Raw genomic sequence first — 25,102 nt, 5'->3', positions numbered from 1 at the left:
GGCTTCTTCCTTCTAATCTGCCCATCTTTCCGGTCTCACCTGTTTCTACTGGCAGGCTGCCACAGAAACGGTCCGGCATCCCGGTGAAATAATTTCGCAATGGTCAGAGAATGTTACGGTCATTCCCTCTTTTTCAAAAAATGCTTCAATTGCCGCTTTGAGCATACCCTCTTTACCATCACATGCACAAAATCCTAACGGTTCTACAACGGCTGTCTCCGCATCATGAAAGCTAATACGGTATGGCAGGCGTTGTTCATGTAACGCTGCATTCAGGTGTGCAATCTGGTTATAAGTAAATTCCTGTCTCATAAGCACCCCTCCTCTACGGTCGTATGACAACTCTCTCGTATTACTTCTAGATATATATATTATAACTCAATTTTCTGAAAATATAAAGTAAAATGTATTTACTTTCTGTTATATTTCTATTACCATATTAGTATATTACATTAGGTCATTGTCAACGAGATAAGTTGATACCGGAAAACTTTGGTATCGAAGAACCTTTTGTTTTTATAATATGAAATACCTGCATTTCTTATGTGTGTGTTTCGCTTGATGGTAAACTGTCTTTCCGTTGCTTTGACGGAATCGCTGCACTGTCCGTCGATTGTAGATGCCACCTAACGGCTGCAAGGGGCACCGGAAATTTCGGACAATATATCACTTTATCCGGCAACCGGTGCAAATTCACATCCGTGCTCATATGCACCTCTCTGGCACATCCCTGTGCCAGTGTTGCCGGTTTTCAGGCGAAATTCCAAGTGCCCCTAGCAGTCGTTATAAGGCATCTGCATTTCGACGAACCGTACAGTGATTTTGTCAAACATTGGAAAGATAGTTTTTATAACCAAAAGTGAAACACACACATTAGAAATTCGGTATTTTTATATCTAAAACAAAGGTCTTCGATACCAGAAGTTTTCCGGGGACAACGTATCCTTGTGCGGTCAATACCTGAGTATATTAAATCAAAAGAGGAGAATGTTATGTATGAATGTCCCAATTGTGGAGGAAATCTGAGGTTTGATATTCCAACACAATCACTTTTCTGTGACTACTGTCACACACAGCTGAATCCTTACAGCTATCAGAAGGATCACGATGCTGTGGAGACATCTACTTATGATGTCAACATTTTCACCTGTCCGCAATGCGGCGGTGAAATCTTAAGTACCGAGAATGCTGCAACCGGATTCTGTAGTTTCTGTGGTGCTTCTACGATTCTTGACAGCCGGATTGCCAGGGAAAAACGTCCGGACTACATTGTTCCTTTCCAGATTACCAAGGAGGACTGCAAGAAGGCTTATGGCAAAATGATGCGCCATGCCATTTTTGCCCCTAAGGAACTGAAAGACCCACGCAATGTAGACAATTTCCGTGGGATTTATATGCCTTACTGGGTATATAACATTACCCACGAAGGTACAGTACAGCTGCCGGCTGAAAAAAGCCACCGGGAAGGTAACTATATTGTAACCGACCACTATAATCTGCTCTGCCAGACGGATGCCTATTATAAAGGTCTCTCTTATGATGCGTCTTCTTCTTTTTCGGATGTTATCAGCGAGAATATTGCTCCCTTTGATGTGCGCGGCATGAAAAGTTTTACTCCGTCCATTCTGTGTGGTTTCTATGCTGATACTGCCGATGTGGACAGCGATATTTATCTGGAGGACGCAAAAGCCATTGCCAATGAACAGACTTATTCCAAAGTCAAAAAAATACCTGCCTTCCAGGAATTTAATTTTATTTATCCGGAAACAAACCATTATATGAGTTATGCATTAAATACGGAATGCAAGGAAGCTGCCAGCGCCATGCTTCCGGTATGGTTCTTATCCTACCGTAACAAAGACCGCGTTGCCTACGCTACGGTCAATGGACAGACCGGAAAGGTTGCTGCTGATATCCCGGTAGATAGACGTAAATTTTTACTCGGTTCCTTTCTACTGGCTATCCCGGTTTTTCTGCTTTTAAATCTTTTCTTTACCATACGGCCTGCTTCAACCCTGATACTTTCTGCGGCACTGGCACTTTTTGCCTCCATTATTTATTTTGTGGAGCTGAGCGAAATCCATAGTCAGGAAACCTATGAGAATGACAGGGGATATCAGTCCAAACAGGGAAATGTCAAGAAAGAAGCCAACGTAAAAGTAAACTTAAAGCCCCATAAAAGCATGAAATCTAAATTCGAAAAAATAATTCCTTATCTGTTTTTAGGTGTATTTGCAATTCAGGTTCTAATGGGAATCTTTAGTTCCGGCGGTTTTTCATTTTCTAAAATTGTCATGCTTATTGTTATCGGCGGTGGGGTTCTGACTTCGCTGTTTGGATTTTCCCAGTTCAGCGAAACAACCACCCGTGGAAAAATTCCGGGATTCCTAGGAGCTTTAATTTCCATTGCTGCTGCTGGAATGATTACTTTCCTGCATCCGGTTTCCGACCTTTATTACTATGGTGGTGCAATTGTATCTTTTGCCGGTATTATTTTTACGCTTCTTAGCATTTTAAAGGAATACAATATGCTTACCATGCGGAAACTGCCGCAGTTTAACCGACAGGGAGGTGATGACCGTGCCTGATACATATAAGAAGAAATACAGCTCTTTTTCTGCAAAAATAATTCTTGGCTGCCTGCTTGCATGTTTCTTCCTCTTACTTAACGGAAGTATTACCTGCAAAGCCGAAACCAAGACCTATACCAATAAAAGCACCGGTTATCAGGTTATCGTTGAGGACGATGCCAACCTTTTAACAGACGAGGAAGAAACCACCCTTGGAAAAGAGATGGCTCCGATTACCACTTACGGAAGTGTTGCTTTTAAATCCATCGATTACAATCCTTACTATTCTACTGAGGATTATATCCGAAGCTATTACCGCGACACCTTCGGTTCCACCAGTGCAACCGTATTTCTCATTGATATGGACAATCGGAACATCTGGATTCACAGCAACGGAACCATTTATGAAACCATTACGAAAAGTTATGCCAACACTATCACCGATAATGTATACAAATATGCCTCTGATGGTGATTATTACACCTGTGCATTTACCGCTTTTGGTCAGATTAATACATTGCTCGAAGGGCGAAAAATTGCGCAGCCGATGAAATATATCAGTAATGCCTTTTTAGCAGTTATCATTGCTTTGTTGTTAAATTATTTTCTGGTACGTTCCTTCTCCCGTGCGAAGAGACCATCGAAAACAGATCTTTTAGGAAAGGTATTTACACAGTGCAATATTGTCAATCCAAATGTCCGTTTTATCCGGCAATCCCGTGTCTACAGTCCGCCTTCCAGCAGCGGCAGCGGTGGCAGCAGCGGTGGCAGCAGCGGTGGCGGCGGTGGCAGCAGCAGTGGCGGTGGCGGCGGTGGCGGCGGTCACAGCTTCTAATCCCAAGACCTGCCTTTTGCCGTTTCATACCGCTATTTCATAACCTGTAGAACCTGCCACCGGCAAATTCCTGCATATGTCCGGAAATAGCAAAAATCCCATGGAGAATATTTCTGTTTTCCATGGGATTCTTTTTGACGTTTTTTATATTAATATTTTTTATACTGCTTTCTTTTCTAAATTTTTCATGATATTTAATTCACGCAGTGCATAGAAAATGGCAACGACAGCTGCAGCTGCATCTGCGATTGGTCCTGCATACATTACTCCGTCGATTCCCATAAACAAAGGGAAAATAAGAATCAGCGGCAGCAAAAACAGCACCTGCCTGGTCAGCGATACTACAATACCAAGTCTGGCTTTTCCAATGGATGTAAAGAAACCAGAAGACATTGGCTGAATTCCATTGATAAATGTCATAAACATAAAAATTCTGAAATACCGCTCTGCAAACTGGAAATATTCTGCGCTTCCATCACCAAATACCGCCACCAGCTGATGTGGGAATATCTGAAATACAATAAAAAATGCAACACCTACCAGCATAGATATCTCAAAGGCACGCCAGAATGTTTTTCTTACTCTCTCGAAACTTCCCGCTCCATAATTAAAGCCCCAGATTGGCTGACAGCCCTGGGAAATTCCAATACAGATTGCCATAAATACCATATTTACTTTTGAGATAATTCCAACGCAGGCAAGGGGGATATCTGTTCCATATACAGACATTTCTCCGTAATGACGCAACGTATTATTCATGGTAATCTGCACGATTGCCATGGCTATCTGGTTGATGCAGGAAGCCATTCCCAATGCTGCAATCGCTTTCATATATTTTACCTTTGGGCGAAGCATGGAAAGCCGAAGTTCCATTTTACGGAATTTTACAAAATATATAATAACAAGCAGACCTGATACAAACTGTCCGATTACAGTCGCCCATGCGGCTCCTTTGATTCCCCAGTTAAATGTAAAAATAAATAACGGGTCTAAAATCGTGTTGATAATTGCACCCACAAGCATGCAGGTCATAGAATAGGTCGGACTTCTGTCCGCACGGATCAGATGCGTTCCGCCGGTTGTGGATACCAGAAACGGGATTCCTAAGGCTGTAATAAATGTATAATCCTGTGCATATGGCAGCACATCTGGTGTTACACCAAATAAATACAGCAGCGGATTTAAAAACAGCAATACGATTGCTGCAATTATCACTCCACAGATAAACAGAAGACCCAGTCCTGTTCCTGCAATCTTATTTGCTTCTTCTACATTTCCTTTTCCGGTCTCCAGATTATAATTGGATGCACTTCCGATTCCAAGTAACAATGCCGTTGCCGTGCAGATAATGGATACCGGAAATGCAATATTTGTTGCGGCATTTCCAAGCATGCCAACGCCCTGTCCGATAAATATCTGATCTACTATATTATAAAGGGAACTTACCAGCATGCTGATGATTGCCGGTATTGCAAAGCGGGCAATCAGTTTCCCTATTTTTTCTTCCGCCAGCGGATTCTTCGTAGTTTCTACTGTGTGTTCCATCACGGTCTCCTTTCTTTCTCCGGCGAGGGGGAAAGACAATAAGTTAAAAGAAATATCCTTGGTATTCATAGCTTGTCTGACCTGACCATAAAATACCACAGTTCTATTACATATGTTTTTCTTTCTGCTATGAAAACCGTCTTTTTCATGTTTGACAGTAATACTGCACCGTTCGCTGAAATGCGGATGCATTTCAAGGACTGTTAGGGGCACTTGGAATTTCGTCTGGCAACAGGCAACGCTGGTACAGGGATGTACCAGCGAGGCACAGATGAACATGGATGTGAATTTGTGCCGGTTGCCAGACAAAGCAGGCTGTAAATCGAAATTCCTAGTGCCCCTTGCAGGACTTATGTGGCATCCGTATCCAGCGGACAGTACAGTATTCCAGTCAAAGCAGGCAAAAGACAGTTTACAATCAAGAAAAACATATGTGTAAGAACTGTAGGCATTTTAGGTCAAAGCCAGTCAATCTCTAAATACCAATGATATTTATTGTATCTTATAAGCTTTCCCCATCGCCTGCATAAAGCATTTCATACCGAACGATTGTAACACCCATTTTCTCCGAAGTCAAACCAGCGGTGGAAGAGATTTCATAGAACATAGAATGTGCCTTGGCACATTCTCGCGCCTGCGGCGGTCGCTTGCGACATCTACCTTATACGCCGCAGTGCGCATCCTCGCGGAGCGTTTCTTACTTTACAGGAAAGCAATTTCCTGTAAAGTGAAAAATATGTCTTTTGCAACCATACCCAAAGAATGGTATACTTAGCATAGATATGGAGGTCGTATGATACAGACAGATAAATTGGTACAATTCTATTGTGCCCAGTATAAAACCTTTGCGAAAAAGAAGCATAAAAAAACGATACCGGAAACAGGTCCTTATCCGAAGCGGATGCAGCGGCTTTCCAAGGAACTGCTGGCTATCCATTCTCCGAAGATAAAACAACCGCAGCTGGAGAATTATCACCGTCAGCTCCGTAATCTTTCCTATTTTGTTTATCGGGATGCCAATCCCATTTATATTATGCAGTTTGAGACTTATCTTGTTGCTGAGCTGGTCCGTCTTGATATCAGTTCCCTGCGGGACGAGGAACCGGAATTAATTACAGAGCGTTTCTTAAACTTTTTATATCAGGAAATGCCCCTTGCAATCTGCCGGCGCACCTTAAAGGATTTGTGCCATCAGTATGGACAATTTGGAATGCGTCATCAGATTGTCGGGATGGTTCCGTTGAAACCGGAAACAGAATTTCCACAGACCAGAGGCATGCAGCGGCATTTTATCCTGCATGTTGGTCCTACCAACTGTGGCAAAACTTATCACGCATTAGAGCGTTTAAAAGAGGCTTCGTGCGGAGTCTATCTTGGTCCTTTGCGTCTTCTGGCGCTGGAAATCTATGAGAAAATGAAAGATGCCGGCATTGCCTGTACAATGCTTACCGGAGAAGAATGCATTCCGGAGGAAAACAGCCGGATTACTTCTTCTACCATTGAAATGTTAGACATGGAACAACACTATGATATTGCCGTTATTGATGAAGCACAGATGATTGCAGACCGTGACCGTGGGCACTCCTGGACCCGCGCTATTCTGGGGGTAAAAGCAGATGAAATCCATATCTGCATGAGTCCTGCTGCCGAGGAAGTTGTTACCCACCTCATAGCCCTTTGCGATGACACCTTTGAGGTTCGCCACTATGAACGGAAAACTGCACTGGTCTGTGAGCAAGAGGCATTTGTTTTTCCGGATGATGTCACAGAAGGTGATGCACTAATCACTTTTACCAAGCGTGCTGTCTTAGACATTGCCGGACGATTAGAACGTGAGGGAATTCGTGCCAGTGTCATCTACGGCAGTCTTCCACCGGAAATCCGCAGAAGACAGATTCGTCTTTTCTTAAGCCACGAAACAAAAGTAGTGGTTTCCACCGATGCCATCGGTATGGGACTGAATCTTCCGGTACGAAGAATTGTTTTTATCCAGACAGAAAAGTATGACGGCATTTCCACCCGCCCGCTTAATATTCCGGAGATACGGCAGATTGCCGGACGTGCCGGACGGTTTGGCATGTATGACACCGGTTATGTCAATGCCATGGGCGAGGATGCCAGAAATTATATTGCCAAACGTTTTGACCAGCCGGAACCGGTTATTAAGAAGGTAAGCCTTGGTTTCCCACATGTCCTTTTAGATATGGACGAGCCATTAAATGCCATTTTAAAAATATGGAAATCCGTAGAGCCCTCTGCTCCTTTTGAGAAAATCAGCATTGACGAAATTCTCTTTCTATATGATAAGGCATATAAAGCCCGTAAAGAAATCGATGGGTTTGAGGATAAACATACCCTCTACCGGATGCTGACCTGCTCCATTGATATCAAAAACCGGGATATCGTTGATTTGTGGCTCTATTACTGTAAAACCTATACTGCTGATGTCTCCCTTCATTTTCCATCACTGATTATGTGTAATGACAAGGGACTGATGCGTTACGAAACTTTTTATAAAATGCTGGACTTGTACCATCAGTTTTCCACCAGAATGGGAAAAATTTCTGATAGCGAACGATTAAACCGGGAACGGGAAAAGACAGAAGATACAATTATGAAGCTTCTTACCAAAGATAAGAAGGATTATATCCGCACCTGTAAATACTGCGGCGTAACGCTGCCGGTAGGTTATCCGTTCCGGGTCTGTGAGAAGTGTTATGGACACAGTCCCTATAAAAAAATCTGATAACAGGAGGTAATCATTATGTTTCTTTCCATTGAGTCCAAACATCCAAAATTTTATCAGGTCTTCCGGATTTTCATCGTATTTTTTGCATCGATTCTGTATGCATGGAACCTGCGTTGTTTTGCGAAAACTGCCGGATTATTTCCGGGCGGCTTTGCCGGAGTATCCCTGCTCTTGCAGGAAATCGGACTGACCTTTTTCCATATTGATATTCCATATACCTTTTTCAACGTGGCTTTAAATATTTTCCCAATCTATATCGGTTTCCGGTTCCTTGGGAAAAAATTTACCTGGTACTCGATTCTTACGATTTTCTTATCCAGTATTTTCGTAGACCTGCTGCCGGCTTATGTATTTACACAGGATGTTCTTTTAATCAGTGTGTTCGGTGGTCTTTTAAACGGATTTGCCATCTGCCTGTGCTTAAACGTTGGAACTACTACCGGTGGAACCGATTTTATCAGTATTTATCTTTCTTCCCAGAAGGGAATTGATGCATGGAATTATATTCTCCTTGGCAATGTCATTATCCTTGCCATTGCAGGTGCTCTCTTTGGCTGGTCTATTGCACTTTATTCCATTATTTACCAGTTCTGCAGCACACAGGTAATTCAGATGCTTTATAAGCGTTACAAGAAAGAGACTCTGTTTATTATTTCTGATAAATCCAATGAAATTTATCATGCGATCCGGGAAACCACCAACCACGATGCCACCCTCTTTCAGGGCATTGGCTGTTATGAAGAAAAAGAAAAGACGCTTATCTACTCCGTCATTAATACGGAGGCTAAGCGCCAGTTAATTCCTATGATACGTTCCATCGACCCACACGCATTTATCAATATTGTAAAGACGGAGGAATTGGAAGGCCGGTTTCACAATACTCCAAATGATTAATGCATCATCTGGTATACAAAACTACTTTTCCTGATACCGGTCATAAATTTTCTCCGGTGTCATCAACGAAACTTCATCAATGAAAACATTTCGGAATGTCATGGTACCGCCCTGACATTCCTTTGTTTTTTCTGCGGCTGCCTCGCCGCACAATCCAATAAAACTGCAGCAGGCTGCTGCCGCTTCTATGGTTGCTTCTGTTCCAAGAAATGCACCCAGCATAACCGATGACATACAACCGCTTCCGGTAATATGCGCCATCATTTCATGGCCTCTTCTGCATTCAAAGACTTCTACGCCATCCGTAATCACATCCACTGCACCGGATGCAATCAGTATGGTCTTCTGTACCTTCGCATATTGTTTCATGCTTTCCACATCAACAGACTTATCCGATGCATCCACACCGGTTACGGTATTGCAGTCCTTTAACAGTGCACGAATCTCAGAATAATTTCCCCGAATGCAGGTCGGGTGAATTTCTTTTATCAAAGTCTGGCATTTCATCCGCCGGTAAGTAGAACCGGAAATTCCTACCGGGTCTAATACAATGGCATGTCCCATTTCATCCGCTTTCTTTCCGGCTTTTTCCATAGCTTCAAAATCCGCAATAGCTCCAAGATTGCAGACTAAGGCTGCTGCCCCTTCTGTTATCTCTTCCACTTCCAGCGGATGATGTGCCATGGTCGGAGATGCGCCTGCTGCCAGCAGAATATTGGCACAGTCATTGACGGTCACCGCATTGGTTATACAGTGAATGACCGGACGTTTCTTTTTTATCTCATGATGCAGTTCTGCAATTTTTCCGGCTTCTAATTCCATATTCTAGTTCTCCAGACTGTCTTTCATTTTTGCTAACATTCCTGATTTCTTTAAAGGAATGGTAATAATCATTGCAATAATGGTTCCGCCACAGGTACTGATTAAAAATGGTACTACAAAAGTAAATAATGCAGCTGCTGTATTTCCCATTACCAGATAAGCAACCGGATAAGAAAGCATTCCACCGATAATTCCGGTTCCTACTACCTCACCGATATATGCAAATGGGAGTTTCTTTCCATATTTATAAAGGAGTCCGCCAAGAAGTGCTCCACACATACTTCCCGGGAATGCCAGTGGGCTTCCCAGTGCTAAAAGGTTACGGATTAAGGATGCAATAAATGCCTGGGCAAGTCCCCACCAAGGTCCTACCAGAACAGCACACAGTACGTTTACAAGATGCTGTACCGGGGCACATTTTGAGCCGAATACCGGAAATGAAAACAGGCTTCCTACGACTGCGATTGCTGCAAAAATTGCTGTTACGGTTAATTTCTTTAAGTTTGATTTGTGATTCATTTTGTCCTCTCTTCTGTTCCCATCCGAGAGGACGGGAACCTCTTAGTTTTTCTTTACTGCTTCTGCAACTTTTTCCACAATCACGCAGAGAATGACGGTAACCACCATATCCGGAAGTGTATTTCCAACCGGAGTATCAATGTGCATCAGCACACGGTAAAGCACAAATCCGATAAGCCAGACACCAAGATTACGCCACTGAAATGCCATGTCTTTTGCATTGGCTTTCTTTAAAATAAAGTAATCTGCAATCTGTACGGCAATCATCGGAGCAAAGACAGAACCGATAAGATATAAGAAATTTGTAATGTTATCCATTGGATATACAATTGCTGCAACAGTTCCGATTACCGTTACAATAATTGCTGCCCATTTCTCATTGATTTTCTCAGAAATGGATACACTGGAAACACCTGCAGAATAAGCATCCAAGAAAGTCGTTGTTACTGTTGAGAAAATGATAATCACAAGTCCTACGATACCAAATCCGGTCTTTAACATAATCTGTGCAATATCATATTCACCGGTAATAAGTGCTGCACCCATACCAATGACATACATGAAAATACTGACCAGACTGTATACAACAACGCTGACTGCGGTTGCTGCAAATGGTTTTTCTGCTTCTCTTGTATAATCACTGATTAATGGCAGCCAGGAAAGTGGCATTGCTACCGCAAGCTCTACGGCTGCGCCAAAGGTAAGGCTTCCATCATCCACAATTGCCGGAATGGCTCCATTTCCAATAAAAATCACTTTAAACAATACCAGTGACAGGATAAATAATGCAGTCATTGCAACGGTATTGAGCTTTCCAAGATTGGTAAGTCCAATCAGGATCCAAAGGATAATGAGGACTCCGATAATAGCTGCCCAGAACCAGTTTGCTACTGAAATGACACCATTGGCTGCCAGTGCGCCATCATAAATCATTATGGCTGTCCATCCTACCAGCTGCAATACATTCAACGCTGCAAAAAGAAGGCTTCCCTTCTCTCCAAAGCTCATTTTTACGGTTTCCATGGCACTTCTTCGTTCTCTTGCACCAATCATCCCTGCTGCAAACATCATCAGTCCACCGATTAAGTGTCCCAATAAGATAGCTGCCATGGCTTTGCCAAATCCAAGTGGTGCAAAATAAGTTCCGGTTAAAATTTCAGCTATGGATACACCGGCTCCAAACCAGATTAATCCGTTACTGAATACAGATGTCTTCTTCTCATTCATTGGTATATTCTCCTTCTATTGCAAATGCGTGATTCATCGGGCCGCTTCCCTTTCCAAGGTCTAACATGGCTGCCAGTGCGCCGGATATGTAATTCTTTGCATACTGCACGGATGTTTCCAGACCGCGTCCCTTGGCAAGATTAGATGCTATGGCAGATGATAAGGTACAACCGGTTCCATGGGTGTTTGGATTATCAATTCTCTTTCCGTGGAACCATACAGGCTCTTTTTCCTTCTGCCAGAGCAAATCATTGGCATCATTTAACTGATGTCCTCCTTTTAACAGCACGGCACAACCGAAGGTTTTACAAATGATTTCTGCTGCTTTTTCCATATCTGCTTCTGTCTTTATCTCCATACCGGAAAGCACTTCCGCTTCCGGGATATTTGGGGTTATAACAGTTGCCAGAGGCAATAATTTAGTTTTCAATGTACCGATAGCGTCATCGCTGATGAGCTTTGCTCCGCTGGTCGCTACCATAACAGGATCCACGACTATATTTTTTGCGTGGTACGCTGTCAGTTTGTCCGCAATTGTCTCTATCAGAGCACTGGAAGAGACCATTCCGGTCTTCACTGCATCCGGATATATATCCGTAAAAATACGATCCAGCTCCTCTGCCAAAAATTCTGGAGTTACCTCCATAATGTCTGTTACGCCGGTTGTATTCTGGGCAGTAAGTGCCGTGATCGCACTCATGGCGTATACGCCATTGGCGGTCATCGTCTTAATATCTGCCTGGATGCCGGCGCCTCCACTGGAATCACTTCCAGCGATTGTTAATGCTGTGTTCATACATTTGTCTCCTTTGCATTAATTTTGTATAGCGACCTAAGGTGGTGCCCCCAATCTGCCGCTGTGGTTTGTTATTACATTGCAGGCGATGATATATCTTACTATATTTCCAATGAGCAATCCCGCTGCCCTTGCATACCTTCTTTGTCTTTCAGGGTCACTAGAATTTCCCATAAGTATATCTTTTTTCCGGCAAACGGCGAAAAGTTGCATCCATGCTCCATTCCGCCTCGCCGGCACATCCATGATGCCGGCGTTGCCTGTTGAATAGGGGAAATCCAAGTGTCCCAGGAAAGACAAAGAAATGGTATTCCAAGGACAGCGTGTTTCCTCATTCAAAATAAGACTCATCTTATCATCATCTGCACTTTATATAAGTAAGACTTTTTTATGTCCTATCTTATTCATGATTTTTTACTACCATATTTACTTTTTGCAACAGTTCTTTCGTTCCCTCTTCGATGTCTTCACATGCGAAGATTCCACTTACAACTGCTGCTCCTGCAATTTCGCATCCTTTTAATTTCAGGATGTTATCGTGGTTGATGCCGCCAATTGCGACTACGGGGATGGTGACGCTCTGACAGATTTCCTGCAGCAGGGTTAGTTCCATCGGCTTTGCATCAGTCTTGGTGCTGCTGCCAAATACGGCTCCGCTTCCTAAGTAATCTGCACCGGCTTTTTCTGCTGCCTGTGCCTGTTCTATTGTTTTCGCAGTCACTCCGATGATTTTATCTGTTCCAAGAATTTCTCTTGCACGGGTCAGCTCCATATCGGACTGTCCCACATGCACGCCATCGGCTCCTATCCTTTCTGCCAGTTCCACATTATCATTGATGATCAATGGTACCCTATAACGGTGGCAGAGTTCCAAAAGGCTTCTGCCTTCTGCTTCAAATTCCGGCTCAGATAATTCTTTTTCCCGAAGCTGCACTAAAGTAACTCCGCCCTTCAATGCTTTTTCCACCTGCTCATATAAGGTCTCTCCCTTAAGCCAGCTACGGTCGGTAATGGCATAAAGAAGAAGCTGTTCTCTTGTAATATTCATATGTGATTTCTCCTCACTACCTGCAAAAACAAAAGTGCAGGACCTCTGTAAAAAAGATTCCTGCACACTAAGTAATCACACCTGCGTTTCGTTATCTCCCTACGTTGGCATTATCCAAATCAGGTTCTGGGTTAAAGCTTCTGCTTACTCTCAGCCCGCCTATGCGAGCACCCCGTTTTTCAACGATTTTCATTATACACATTCCCCATAAAAAAGCAAGCTATGTTTTCCATAAAATACCTTGAAAACCACAAAAAAATGGCTTAGAATTAGTTTAGCTTATTATATCATTGTACGAAAGAGAAGGATTAAGAATATCTATGAATTATGATGAAAATGTTTTTAAAGCCAAGGCCAATATCAAAGCCCGCAGAATCTGGCTTGTATTTTCCCTGCTGCTGACCGCTAACTATGGTGCCGATATGTCCAACGGTCTCTATCCATCGAAGCAGTATCTCTATTTTGTTCTGCTCTGCTGGATTCCATTTTTTATTGGAGAATTATTTCTAAAAATCAAAGGCAAAACTACTGACATCTATCGCTATATACTGGTGCTTGGTTATGGTATCTTTTATACTTATCTTTTATGTACCACAGCATCCCCAATTGCATTTACCTACATTCTGCCGGTAACCAGTCTTTTAATTATTTTTAAAGACCGGAAATTCATGCTGCAGTGCGGTATTGCAAATACTATCAGCGTAGTGATCAGTATTATTTACCGCTATATGGTATTAAGCTGCACCACTGCTACTGATGTAAAGAATTATCAGCTGCAGATATCCTGCCTGATTCTATGCTATATCTGTTATATCATGTCCATCCGCCATTTAAATGAGGCTGACGGTGCACTGACAGACAGTATCAAGGATGATTTACATCGTGTGGTAAATACCGTAGAAAAGGTGAAAACTGCCAGCAATAACGTTATGGACGGTATCACCGTTGTCCGGGAACTGGCTAATGAAAATAAACACGGTTCTGACGTTGTCTTAAAAGGAATGAACAATCTGACCAACAACAATCAGGAATTACAGAACCGTACGACTTCTTCCCTTGATATGACTACCGATATCAATTCCCAGGTTGAGCATGTTGTATCCATGATTCACGAAATGGTATCTTTGACGGATGAATCCATTCACCATGCACAGATTAGTTCTGCTGACTTAGAGGGTCTGGTTACAACTGCCGGCACTATGTCAAAGCTTTCCAGCGAAGTAGAACAGGTTCTTACGGAATTTACTTCTGAATTTGAAAAAGTAAAATCAGAAACCGGAACCATTGATAATATTTCCGGTCAGACAAACCTCCTTGCCTTAAATGCTTCCATCGAAGCTGCAAGAGCCGGAGAAGCAGGAAAAGGATTTGCTGTTGTTGCTGAAGAAATCCGTACCTTGAGCACTGAAACCAAGGCTTCATCCAAACAGATCCAGGATGCGCTGATGCGTTTGGATGAAATCTCCGGCAAGATGACAAAATCCATTGAAGAGACCTTAAAACTTATTCAGCTTACTCTTGAGAAAGTCACACTGACCGGCAAAAACGTAAATAAAATTACCGCTGACTCATCTCAGATGGGTGAGCATATACAGGTCATTGACAATGCAATCAAAGAAGTGGAAACATCAAACCGACAGTTAGTAGAAAACATGAAGTATATTTCTGAAATTGTCGATACCATGACACTCTGCATTCATGATTCCGATGATATCAGTCAGCGTATGGTAAGTAAATATGATGAAAGTGCTAACAATATTAACAGCATAGAAAATGAAATCCAGGCGTTGATGTGCAAGCTTGGAATCGGCGGCTTCATGGGTATTGAAGATATCAATCCTGGTATGAAAGCAACCATCCGCCTGACGGAAAACCCTGACCATGATTTCCATGGTGAAGTTCTGAAACAGTATTCCAACCAGATTATACTTTCCCTGGAAGAAAAGCTTTCTCTTCGTAACAACAAATCCTGTTCCATCCAGATTACTGTTGGAAATGTACTATACTGCTGGGATAATGCTTCCATCCATGTAGATAAAATAACCTCTGATTTCGTCGTAGAAATCACCGGCAGTCCAAATATTTTAAACAGACGGAAATATCCTCGTGCCGACCTTTCCAATTTCTGTAATATTACAGTTAAGAACACCGGAGAAACCTTCCATGGACGTATGGAAAATATCAGTGCCAACGGATTTGCTTTCCTTTGCGATGCACCGTTCTTTGCAGATAGCAAAGGGACTGATATTCTCTTAAATATCCTTTCCTTTGATTTACCGGATCAGGCTGCTTTGGAAGGTCATATTATCCGAAGTTCCGACGACGAAGGCATGTATATCGTCGGCTGCCAGATGCCGGAAGACAATATGGCAATTAAAGATTATGTAGAACAGTTGCTAGGATAAAACTATTTCAAGTAATTTTTTAAGATATCGCTGCTTGCGAAAGAAGAAAACTCATAGCAGATTCCGTTTGGAATTTACTATGAGTTTTCTTTTTGGTCTGTATTTTGTATTTGTAATCCCCGGCTTTATTTTCCTGCTTCATTTAATGCTGCAGGATAAATGCTTCAATTTCCGATAAATCTTTGGAAATCAGCAGACGGTTAAAATCTTCTTTTGCTGCAAAGCCTGAGCTCTGCATTTCTTCGAAAAATGCTTTCAGTGGCTGATAGAAGCCATCAATATCATAAAGAATGCATGGATTCTCATTGATGTGAAGACGCTGCAGGGATATGATATCCGATAACTCGTCTAAGGTTCCCGGACCACCCGGCAGTGCGATGTAAGCATCTGCTAACTCTATCATTTTCGCTTTCCGCTCCGCCATATCTTTCGTATCTATGTACTCTGTCAAAAACTGGTGTCTGCGGTTTTGGATGGATTCCACCTGTGGCAGTACACCGATAACTTTTCCACCATTGGATAATACGGAATTGGCTATGGTTCCCATCAATCCGCCCCGGGCTCCACCGTATACCAGTGTGTGTCCGTTCTCTGCAATCCACATGCCAAGGGTTACTGCACCGATGGTATATGCTTCCTTACTTCCTGCGGATGAACCGCAATATACTGCTATATTCATATGCTCTCCTCTGCTACTTTTCCTGACGTTCTACTTCCATATTTTTAGGCAATACAAGATTTAAAATAATGGCAGTAAGGAATACAACTGCTACACAGTTTTCTGCAAAGATAGAACGGATAATGCCTGGGAAGATTGCAAATAAATCCGGCAGCTGAGTAAAGCCTAATCCGATACTTAAGGACAGTGCCGATATGGTAATATTTCTCTGGGAAAATCCACATTTTCCAATCATCTGCAGTCCACTGATTACAATAGTTCCGAACATCATAATTGTACATCCGCCCAGAACTGCACTTGGCAGTGTGGCAAGTACTGCGCCCACTACCGGAAAAATTCCTGCCAGAATCATAATTATAGCTCCTGTTGCAATGACAAAACGGTTTACAACCTTGGTCATGGCAACCAGACCTACGTTCTGGCTGAAGGATGTAATCGGCATACAGCCAAATACCGAAGATAATGCACTGACAAATCCGTCACAGGCAAGCGAGCCCGCAGTTTCTTTTGTAGTAACGTCACGGTTTAAGCCGGATGATGCCAGTGCCGAAGTATCTCCGATTGTCTCGGTTGCCGATACTAAAAATATCAGAACAAATGCGATAATGGCATCTGCATGAAATTCCATTTTAAATGGCATCAGATGTGGCAGCGCCAGAAGACTTGTATCGGAAAGTGCAGAAAAATCAACTACCCCCATACACAGTGCCACAATATAACCTACAATCAGTCCAAACAGTACGGATAACTGTTTGAAATAGGATTTTGCTACAATATTAAATGCGATACAGCATACCAGTGTCACAGTTCCAAGTATCCAGTTGGTTGCAGATCCGAAATCTGCACTGCTGCTGCCACCACCAAAGGAATCTGCGCCTACTTCAAGCAGGGAAAATCCAATTGCTGTTACAACGGTAGCTGCTACAATCGGTGTTACCAGTTTCATCCAGTATTTGGATAAAAGTCCAAGGACACCTTCTACGATACCTCCAACAAGAACCGCTCCCATGATTGCTCCATAGCCATACTGTCCGCCAATGACACAGGCAATGGATACAAAGGTAAAGGAAATTCCCATGACAATCGGAAGTCTCGAACCGATTCTCCAGATTGGGAATAACTGAATCAATGTTCCGATTCCAGCAATCATCATTGCACTCTGAATAATCATTGCCGTATTCTTTGCATCCATTCCGCAGGCCCCTGCCACAATCAGAATCGGTGCAATATTGGCTACAAACATAGCTAAAATATGCTGCAAGCCAAATGGAATTGCATTTAAAACCGGCACTTTGCCATCCAGCGCATAAATATTATCTACGCTGGCTTTCTGACCTGCTGCCATACCATCTTTTGTGTTTTTTCTTTCTGAAAAACTCATTTTCTTTTTTCCTCCGTTATCTATTTCCGCAATAGCATACTCGCTATCTTTTTTATCTTATGACGGAATAAAGGGGAGGTCAACTGCTTTTTACAATTTCCAGCCTGCTGCCTGAAGCTGTGTCTTTGCCATATGCCGGTAAACGCCATCCTTTGCTGTAAGTTCTTCCGGCACATCCTCTTCGGCTACCACTCCATCTTTTAATACCACAATCTTATCTGCATCTGCCACTGTACGCATACGATGTGCAATAATCATAACCGTCTTATCCTGAATCAGCCGGGACAGTGCCTCCTGAATCAGTGTTTCATTATCTACGTCCAAGGATGCAGTTGCTTCATCTAAGAAAATAATTGGTGCATTCTTTAAAAATGCTCTTGCAATGGAAATTCTCTGACGTTCTCCGCCGGATAATTCAGAACCGTTTTCCCCAATCATGGTATGCCAGCCCTCTGGCAGTTTATCTGCAAATTCATCACAGTGTGCCAATTTTGCTGCCGCAATGACTTCCTTGTCTGTTGCATCGGAACGTCCAATACGGATATTTTCCATAATCGTATTGTTAAAAAGTGTAACATCCTGAAAGACAATGGAATAAAGAGACATCAGTGTTTCCGGGTCAATCTTTGAAATGTCCATGCCGCCTACCGTAATCGTTCCCTTATCGATATCCCAGAATCTTGAGGCAAGTCTTGAGACCGTGGTCTTACCGCCGCCGGATGGTCCGATTAATGCTGTGACTTCGCCCTGTTTTGCAGTAAAAGTAACATCTTTCAGCACACTCTCCTTACTGTCATAGGAAAATCCCACATGGGAAAATGCAATATCATATCCATCATATTTCATCTCGTTGCTTCCACTCTGTACCGGATGGGATAAGATTTCGTCCAGCCGCTCGCACTGCACATCCACACTGATTATGGCGGCAAGGTTCTGCAGGGAAATCTGCATCGGGTCATAAAGTCTTGATACCAGTAATAAGAACATAAAGAAAGTCAGTAAATCAATACTTCCTTTCGAAAGTAAGATTCCGCCAACCAGTGCCACCGTTGCAATTCCAAGCTTTAAAATCATCTGGGCACCGGATACAAAGACAGCATTTCCAAGTTCTGCCGCCACTGCATGTTTTTCTACCGCTTTAATCTTCTTCTCAAGTCCAGCCATATAATTTTCCTGCGCATCATTTGCCCGTAAATCCCGGACCGTCTCCAAGCATTCCTGAATACCATCTGCGCAGGCCATTTTCAGTTTCATCTGTTTTCTGCTAAGATATCTTAAAAATTTTCCGGCACTCAGCACAATGAGGAATGATACCGGAAGTACCCACAGTGCAGCCAGTGCCATCCGCCAGTCAAAAAAGAAGAAGCTGACAGCAATCATTGCGGTGGAAACACAAGCTCCAAAAAGCTCCGGAATATAGTGGGAGGATGCCATTTCTATCGTGGCACAGTCCGCCATAATGGTGCTGGTCAAATCGGATAAATCCTTTTTGCCAAAGAAAGATAATGGAATCTTTCTTAATTTTTCTGCCAGCGTAATTCTTCGCACACCACTTTCCACATAGGTGGCAAGGAAGGTACAGTTATACTGGATATACGTTGTCACTGCAATCAGAACCAGACAGAGAATACTTCCCACAAGGTAGAACACGCCTCTGCCGCTTAAGTTATCATTCAGATAATCCTCCACCAGAAAATACAGCAGTCCCACCGGAAACATCAACACAATATTGGAAACGGTTGCTGTCAGAAATGCCTTTATCATGTCATTTGTGCCCTGCTCTGATAGTGCATATTTATGTTGTAATTTTTCTTTCCAGCTCATGCTACGCACCTACCTTCCACTGTACCGATTTGTTGTATTCTTCCCACATATGGGCATATACACCATTTTTCTGAAGTAACGTCTCATGGGTCCCCTCTTCTGCAATACTGCCATCCTTTAAAACGCAAATCCGGTCTGCGTCTACAATAGAGGACAGACGATGGGCAATCATAATTACGGTCTTGCCCTTAGACAGTCTGGAAAACGCTTCCTGCACCTTTGCTTCATTATCCGGGTCTGCAAAGGCTGTTGCTTCATCCAAAATCAGAATCGGTGCATTCTTTAACATGGCTCTTGCAATGGAAAGCCGCTGGGCTTCTCCACCGGATACATAGGTTCCGCTACTTCCGATTACTGTATCAATTCCATCCGGAAGCTTCGCAATAATATCTTCACACTGGGCTTCCTTTAACGCCTGCATGACTTCTTCTCTGGTTGCCTCCTTCTTTCCCATGCGGACATTTTCCAAAATGGAAGTTTTTAATAATTTGCTGTCCTGAAATACAAAAGACACCATATCCATTAACTGCCTGGAAGAAATTTCCTTCACATCCTTATTTCCAATCAGGATGCGCCCTTCCGTAGTATCAAAGAATCGTGCCACAAGGCTTGCCAGCGTCGTCTTTCCGCCGCCGGACGGTCCTACAAATGCCACATGCTCGCCTTCTTTGATGACAAGATTAATCTGATGCAGTGCATCTCTTCCGGCATCTTCATAACGGAAGGATACATTTTCAAAGGTAATGGAGTTGTTCTCCGGCTCCTGTGCATGGGCGGTTTCCGGTAACGGTTTCTTTTCTAAAATACTTTCGATACGGGAAATTGCATCTGCTACAATCAGCTGATTTTCACTGGAATACATAATTTTATTCATGGTCACAGTGATAATCGGCGTAATGATAATATAGAACAAAAGATTCAATAAAAAGGTATTATCTCCTCCTTTTCCGGCAAAAAAATATGTTGCTGCAATCAGCACTGCAAATACCGCATTGATTGCTGTTGTATAGCCCGTCATCGGTGCCCGCATTTCCTTCGTGTACGCAATCGTCCATTTTTCATATTTCCTGATAGAGGTCTGAAAGCGTTTGAATGAAAATACCGACTGTCCGAAAGTCTTTACTACCGGGATTCCACGGACATATTCCACTGCTTCGCTGGACATTTCGTCCAATGCATTCTGATATTCTTCCATCTTATCTTTCATACGCTGTCCGGTCATGGTTCCCATAATCAAAAATGCTGCCACCACAGGAATCAGACTCAAAAGACCAAGCCGGAAATCAAATACCATAAGCAATACCAAAAGACCTGCCGGTGTTGCGATGGCTCCTGCCTGATCCGGTAACTGGTGCGCCAGATAGGTCTCTGTTGCTGTGCTGGATTCATTGACGATTTTACGGATTTTGCCGGTTCCGTCTTTATCTAAAAATCCCATTGGCAGTGTCAGGATATGCCGCATCAGGCTGGTGCGGATATTTGCCTGGACGCGGAATGCTGCCAGATGGGAACACATCAGCGCGCACACATAAACCATCATGGATAAAATGGCAAATCCAACAGCTGCCCAGCCATATTCTTTTAAATGAGCTGCTTTGCCAAAATCCGGTGCCACAGAAAGTACTTCTTTCATAATTCTCCAGATGTAATAAAATGGTACCAAAGCCAGCCATGCGCTGATTACCGATAAAATCCAGGATGCTATGGTCAGATAGCGGAATTTACCGGCATAGGCAAAAAGCTTTGATAAGGAACTTTCCTTTTTCACTTTTTCTTCTCCTCCTTTAAAAATAATTGATTCTTTCTTCTTATTGAAACGAAAACTGTTTTAAAAACTGCTCCCGGTGTGCTGCTGCCACATATTTTCACAGCCAAGTGCCACCTCACTGTTGGTATTCAGGCAGAAGAACTGACTTTTGGGATTCTGGAATGCACCTTTTTGATATTTCCATCGTACAGTGTATCTAATGTAAATTAGTTTTGACTAACCTGTGTTTTTAAGAAAAGACTGCTTCCTGCTGTTACAAGATAAGCAGTCTTACTATCTTTTACACTTCGAATTTTAAAATGGTATTCCAGCCTGCATAGTTGAATTTTTCCAACATATGTATGTATTTCCGAGCTGTCTCCTTCTCCATCTTGTGGCGGACAACTTCAAACATGCTGTCAAATAATGCTCTGGTCATGATATGGATGAACTCTTCCGTCACTTCATTTCCATCTTCATTCTGAAAATGAATAACCTCCATGAACTTGTAGGTATATTCTGTCTCTACTTCTGCCAACTGTTCTACAAAATTCTGGAACTTCGTTCCATAGGACGCCTCTAATAACAGCTGAAATGCGGTAAAATTATCATAGATGTAATCCAGCATTTCATCCATTCCGGATATTACATAGTCATCCATTTCTTTCGGCTGCCGCTCCGGCTCTACTGCATGAAATTCTTCCTGCGTCTTCACAAAAAGATTCATCATATACTCTGCCACCGGTCCTACAATTGCTACAAACAGCCCTTCTTTGTCTTTAAATCTGGAATAAATAGAACCTGTGGTTGTTCCCGCTTTCGCCGCAATGGTGCGAAGCGATGCATCGGAATAACCCTTTTCTAAAAATTCTTCCGTTGCGCAGGAAAGTATTCTTTCCGATACGCCTTCGATTGGTTTAGTCACTGATGCCTCCGTTTCATTTATAACAGTGTTATATAACACTGTTATAAATATAATAAGTTTTGGGTGAGATGTCAAGGGGTTTTTCGTTACCTTACACTCTTAAAATACTGTATCAGTATATTCTTAATGTAATTATACCTTCTAGCATAAGAATTTTCCACCCGGATTAACTCAAATCCATGTGACCGGCAAATTGCATTTTTCTTCTCGTCTCTCGCCCGTACAATGGCATTTTCTTTATGTTCTTTTCCGTCTAACTCAATGGCGAGTATCGGCATGTCCTGTCCCCGGTATCCTTTTTCATATACCACAAAGTCAAATCTTCCGGTATAAAAAAGGTCGTCATAGGATTCATTTTCCTGAAATACGTGTGCAATGCTGACTTCTCTCTGCACAACGCAGCGGTTATTTGTATTCAGCACATTATCTAGTGCATGATTTAATGTGGTTAAAAATGCAGCCTCTGTCTGCGTGCTGTACGGCTTGATTCCCAATGCCCTGGAAGAGGTCTCTCTTGCTGTCACCTGCGCCTCACCGTTGGTCTGGACATAATCTACCAGTTCATAAATATCATCATCCCCAGCGGAATGCAGACGCTTCAGTTCCTTGATATCCGACAATATTACCAACTGGTCTTTTGCCCGGGAGGTTGCCACATTAATCAGTTCTTTATTATTTTTCAGCCAGTCATAAGTTCCCTGATAAGTCTGCTGGGTGATTGCCAGCGAAAAAAGCACAACATCTTTTTCATCTCCCTGAAATGCATGAACCGTTCCGCAGGGAATATTTTCCATCCCATTGTCTTTCAACGCCTTGTTAATCAGCTCTTTCTGATTGGTAAACGGAGTAATGATACCAATACTCTTATCCGGATGTTCTTTGATAAACGAAATAATCTCTTCCACTTCCTGCGGCGCTGTATTCTTATAGTTGGTGGTATTTGCTGGAATATTCTTAAAAATCAGCGGATTAGCTTCTTTATCCGGACTGTTGATAATCAGCTTGTTGTTATAATATTTTTTATTATTAAATGAAATAATTTTTTTATTGCAGCGGTAATGGTGGCTGAGCAGAATTTCCTCGCTGACTGCATCACATGCCAGATAGGTCTTATAAATGGAATTCTTTATATAATCATACTCATCTGTCACTCCATAAATCCGCTTAAGCTTCTCATTATCTATGGGATTCAGCAGAATTACCGGGCTCAACTGCTGCGGGTCACCTACTAACATAAGACTTCTGCCCCGGATAATCGGCACTAATGACATGGCAATATTTCCCTGGCTTGCCTCATCCATGATGACCATATCAAAATAAGTTCCCGGCTCACCAATCTTATGTGCCGATATGGATGTAGTTGCAATAAACGGGAAAATTCTCTGGAACTTCTTCAAATTTTCTTCCTGACGGATATAGGTATTAAACTGCTTGACTTTCTTTTCCTCATCCGGACAGTTTACAATCTCCATCAAATCCTGATTTTTCGGTTCCTTCAGACGCTGAATATATTTTGCAGACGTATAGTAGAGATATTTCTTAAACAGCTCCTCATCTTCCACTACAAGTTTCAATGCTTCTTCATCTGTAATCTCACCAATTTCTGCTAATTTTTTCCGTACCTCCTGAAGCTGAACACCCTGCAATTCTGTCTGAAAGGTCAGATGCTGATTAGTCTCTATCATTTTAAGAATCGCTTCTTCCCGCTCCTTTAATTCGATTCTCTCTTCATGCCTCTGTAAAAGCTTGGTCAGCTTCTCCGTCCTTCTCGTCTTATCGTCCTTGTTCTTCTCAAGGGTACTGTCAAATATGGAAATATCCTTTGTCCGCTTATACAAATCCCGAATATCATCCAGTGCCTGCAGCACGCATTTATCATTTCCAAGGCGGATAATCGGAAATGGTATCATCCCCTTATTCCGATAAGGAATGGACTTTAATTTATCGCACACTCCATCAATGGGATGATTGTTATAAGACGCAAATAAGACCGTTTTCTCGTTAAAGAAAGCAGTCACCATAGTATTTACGATGGTATTTGTTTTGCCGGTTCCCGGCGGTCCCTGGATATATGCCAGCGGATATTTCATGGCATTATGAATTGCCAGTAACTGGTCCAGATTGATTTTCCGGTCTAAAAGTGTTATCGGATAATTTTTCCTTCGGTCTACCTGTTTTAACAGTTCTCCGAAAAATGCTTTTATCGGAATGGTCACTTCATCTTTTTCATACATTTTATGAATTGCTTCATACTCCTGATGAAGATCCACCAGCAAATCCCTGCCGACTGCAATTACATATGGCATATCATCCACACCATTTATCTGGGGATTGGACTTCGTTATTTTATCTTTTATCAGTTCCTGATTCTTTTCAAAATCATTTAAAAGTTCATAGTCATCTGCATCTAAAAATTTCCGGATTCCAAATTTTGCTTCCGGCTTATTCTTCTCCAACGCAAACTCCATGCAGACGGTTATTTCTTCATCCTGCCTTAAGGTCTTCTTCTGCACATCCAGCCGCAGCTTTCGGTATGCCAGCACATATACGCCTTTGGGCGTATGTATACTTAATACATTTATTGCCAGCTGCTTCATTTTCTTCTTGGAAGCGGCATCCTTTGCTCCATATTGAAACTTTGATACAATCTGCCTAAACTGCTCCGGTGTGAGCTTATAAGTCCCCTGCCATTCACCATCCAGATGCTCAATGAGTGCATAATCTGTTTTGTAAGGTACAGAATCCATTTTATTGCAGTCAACAAGATAATTGAGCACCTTCAGATTTGCAACATTATCAAAGATTCTCCGGTATTTTCCCTGATTATATGTAATATCATCTATCAGCTCCCGCTTTGTTTCAAAATAAGAGCCTTCTATTACTGCCGATGACAGTATGGAATCAATATAAATGTAAAGGCTCATTGTGGTATACTGCCCCAAATGCAGTCCCATTACATGCATGGATTTCCGGATAGGGTCTATCTCCATAATTCCAATCCAATATTTTGTTACTTCATCTTTTCCGTTTCTGTACTCTATACTGAGCCATTTTCTCTCATGAATGGCCCGGAAGATATCTCTGCAAATTGTGTTCATGGTTTATAATTGTTTGTTTTGTAATGTTTCGGGTCGAT

18 protein-coding genes are annotated in these 25,102 nt (G+C 42.4%); 5 read left to right on the top strand and 13 right to left on the bottom strand.

Annotated features, from left to right (window positions below):
* Positions 1–45: 45 nt before the first annotated feature.
* Entirely contained in the window at positions 46–312 is a 267-nt protein-coding gene (locus DXB43_RS01595; RefSeq protein ID WP_117698453.1) for an RDAC family protein, read from the bottom strand.
* A gap of 680 nt (positions 313–992) precedes the next feature.
* On the opposite strand from DXB43_RS01595, the gene DXB43_RS01590 reads away from it, so the two are divergent.
* Together DXB43_RS01590 and DXB43_RS01585 are read left to right on the top strand one after the other, a co-directional pair.
* Positions 993–2,588 carry a zinc ribbon domain-containing protein gene (locus tag DXB43_RS01590; protein WP_117946343.1) on the top strand — a complete coding sequence of 532 codons (1,596 nt, stop codon included), beginning with the start codon at positions 993–995 and terminating at the stop codon, positions 2,586–2,588.
* Positions 2,581–3,405, top strand: coding sequence for a TPM domain-containing protein (locus tag DXB43_RS01585; protein WP_158561564.1), 825 nt, complete (start codon positions 2,581–2,583; stop codon positions 3,403–3,405). Before DXB43_RS01590 ends, DXB43_RS01585 begins: the two co-directional genes overlap by 8 nt.
* A 159-nt stretch (positions 3,406–3,564) precedes the next feature.
* Here the strand turns inward: DXB43_RS01585 and DXB43_RS01580 are convergent, their stop codons facing one another.
* The gene (locus DXB43_RS01580) at positions 3,565–4,950 is read right to left on the bottom strand and encodes an MATE family efflux transporter (RefSeq protein ID WP_117946339.1); all 1,386 of its coding nucleotides are present in this window, start codon (positions 4,948–4,950) and stop codon (positions 3,565–3,567) included.
* Positions 4,951–5,743: 793 nt separating this feature from the next.
* Between DXB43_RS01580 and DXB43_RS01575 the strand changes: the two genes are divergently transcribed.
* Together DXB43_RS01575 and DXB43_RS01570 are read left to right on the top strand one after the other, a co-directional pair.
* The gene (locus DXB43_RS01575; RefSeq protein WP_117946337.1) at positions 5,744–7,696 is read left to right on the top strand and encodes a helicase-related protein; all 1,953 of its coding nucleotides are present in this window, start codon (positions 5,744–5,746) and stop codon (positions 7,694–7,696) included.
* An 18-nt stretch (positions 7,697–7,714) separates the two neighbouring features.
* Positions 7,715–8,593 carry a YitT family protein gene (locus tag DXB43_RS01570; protein ID WP_117946335.1) on the top strand — a complete coding sequence of 293 codons (879 nt, stop codon included), beginning with the start codon at positions 7,715–7,717 and terminating at the stop codon, positions 8,591–8,593.
* Between the two features lie 21 nt (positions 8,594–8,614).
* On the opposite strand, the gene thiM is transcribed toward DXB43_RS01570, so the two are convergent.
* The 5 genes from thiM to thiE form a co-directional block, all read right to left on the bottom strand.
* The gene (thiM, locus tag DXB43_RS01565) at positions 8,615–9,415 is read right to left on the bottom strand and encodes a hydroxyethylthiazole kinase (protein WP_117946333.1); all 801 of its coding nucleotides are present in this window, start codon (positions 9,413–9,415) and stop codon (positions 8,615–8,617) included.
* A gap of 3 nt (positions 9,416–9,418) precedes the next feature.
* Positions 9,419–9,934: an energy coupling factor transporter S component ThiW gene (thiW, locus tag DXB43_RS01560; RefSeq protein ID WP_022243897.1), complete on the bottom strand. Its 516-nt coding sequence runs from the start codon at positions 9,932–9,934 to the stop codon at positions 9,419–9,421.
* A gap of 42 nt (positions 9,935–9,976) precedes the next feature.
* Complete coding sequence (gene cytX, locus DXB43_RS01555; RefSeq protein ID WP_117946331.1) at positions 9,977–11,161, bottom strand: putative hydroxymethylpyrimidine transporter CytX; 1,185 nt, start codon at positions 11,159–11,161, stop codon at positions 9,977–9,979.
* Entirely contained in the window at positions 11,154–11,957 is an 804-nt protein-coding gene (gene thiD, locus DXB43_RS01550; RefSeq protein WP_117946329.1) for a bifunctional hydroxymethylpyrimidine kinase/phosphomethylpyrimidine kinase, read from the bottom strand. Before thiD ends, cytX begins: the two co-directional genes overlap by 8 nt.
* A gap of 400 nt (positions 11,958–12,357) precedes the next feature.
* Positions 12,358–13,005, bottom strand: coding sequence for a thiamine phosphate synthase (gene thiE / locus DXB43_RS01540; protein WP_022243900.1), 648 nt, complete (start codon positions 13,003–13,005; stop codon positions 12,358–12,360).
* 320 nt (positions 13,006–13,325) lie between these two features.
* Between thiE and DXB43_RS01535 the strand changes: the two genes are divergently transcribed.
* Entirely contained in the window at positions 13,326–15,410 is a 2,085-nt protein-coding gene (locus DXB43_RS01535) for a methyl-accepting chemotaxis protein (RefSeq protein WP_117946327.1), read from the top strand.
* Between the two features lie 142 nt (positions 15,411–15,552).
* On the opposite strand, the gene DXB43_RS01530 is transcribed toward DXB43_RS01535, so the two are convergent.
* The 6 genes from DXB43_RS01530 to DXB43_RS01505 all read right to left on the bottom strand — a co-directional run bounded on the left by DXB43_RS01530 (position 15,553) and on the right by DXB43_RS01505 (position 25,064).
* Entirely contained in the window at positions 15,553–16,089 is a 537-nt protein-coding gene (locus DXB43_RS01530; protein ID WP_117946325.1) for a TIGR00730 family Rossman fold protein, read from the bottom strand.
* Positions 16,090–16,102: 13 nt separating this feature from the next.
* Entirely contained in the window at positions 16,103–17,434 is a 1,332-nt protein-coding gene (locus DXB43_RS01525) for a uracil-xanthine permease family protein (protein ID WP_117946558.1), read from the bottom strand.
* A gap of 126 nt (positions 17,435–17,560) precedes the next feature.
* On the bottom strand, positions 17,561–19,294 hold the full coding sequence (locus DXB43_RS01520; RefSeq protein WP_117946323.1) for an ABC transporter ATP-binding protein: 1,734 nt from the start codon (positions 19,292–19,294) through the stop codon (positions 17,561–17,563).
* Position 19,295: 1 nt separating this feature from the next.
* Complete coding sequence (locus tag DXB43_RS01515; protein WP_117946321.1) at positions 19,296–21,062, bottom strand: ABC transporter ATP-binding protein; 1,767 nt, start codon at positions 21,060–21,062, stop codon at positions 19,296–19,298.
* A gap of 280 nt (positions 21,063–21,342) precedes the next feature.
* Positions 21,343–21,966, bottom strand: coding sequence for a TetR/AcrR family transcriptional regulator (locus DXB43_RS01510; protein ID WP_117946319.1), 624 nt, complete (start codon positions 21,964–21,966; stop codon positions 21,343–21,345).
* An 86-nt stretch (positions 21,967–22,052) separates the two neighbouring features.
* Positions 22,053–25,064, bottom strand: a complete 3,012-nt coding sequence (locus DXB43_RS01505; protein WP_117946317.1) for an AAA domain-containing protein — start codon at positions 25,062–25,064, stop codon at positions 22,053–22,055.
* Positions 25,065–25,102 lie beyond the last annotated feature (38 nt).

It is taken from the genome of Roseburia sp. OM04-10BH (assembly GCF_003462605.1).
GTDB classification, from domain to species: domain Bacteria; phylum Bacillota; class Clostridia; order Lachnospirales; family Lachnospiraceae; genus Roseburia_C; species Roseburia_C amylophila.
Note: the sequence above shows the minus strand (reverse complement) of the source record. Positions and strands in the feature narration are given on the sequence as shown.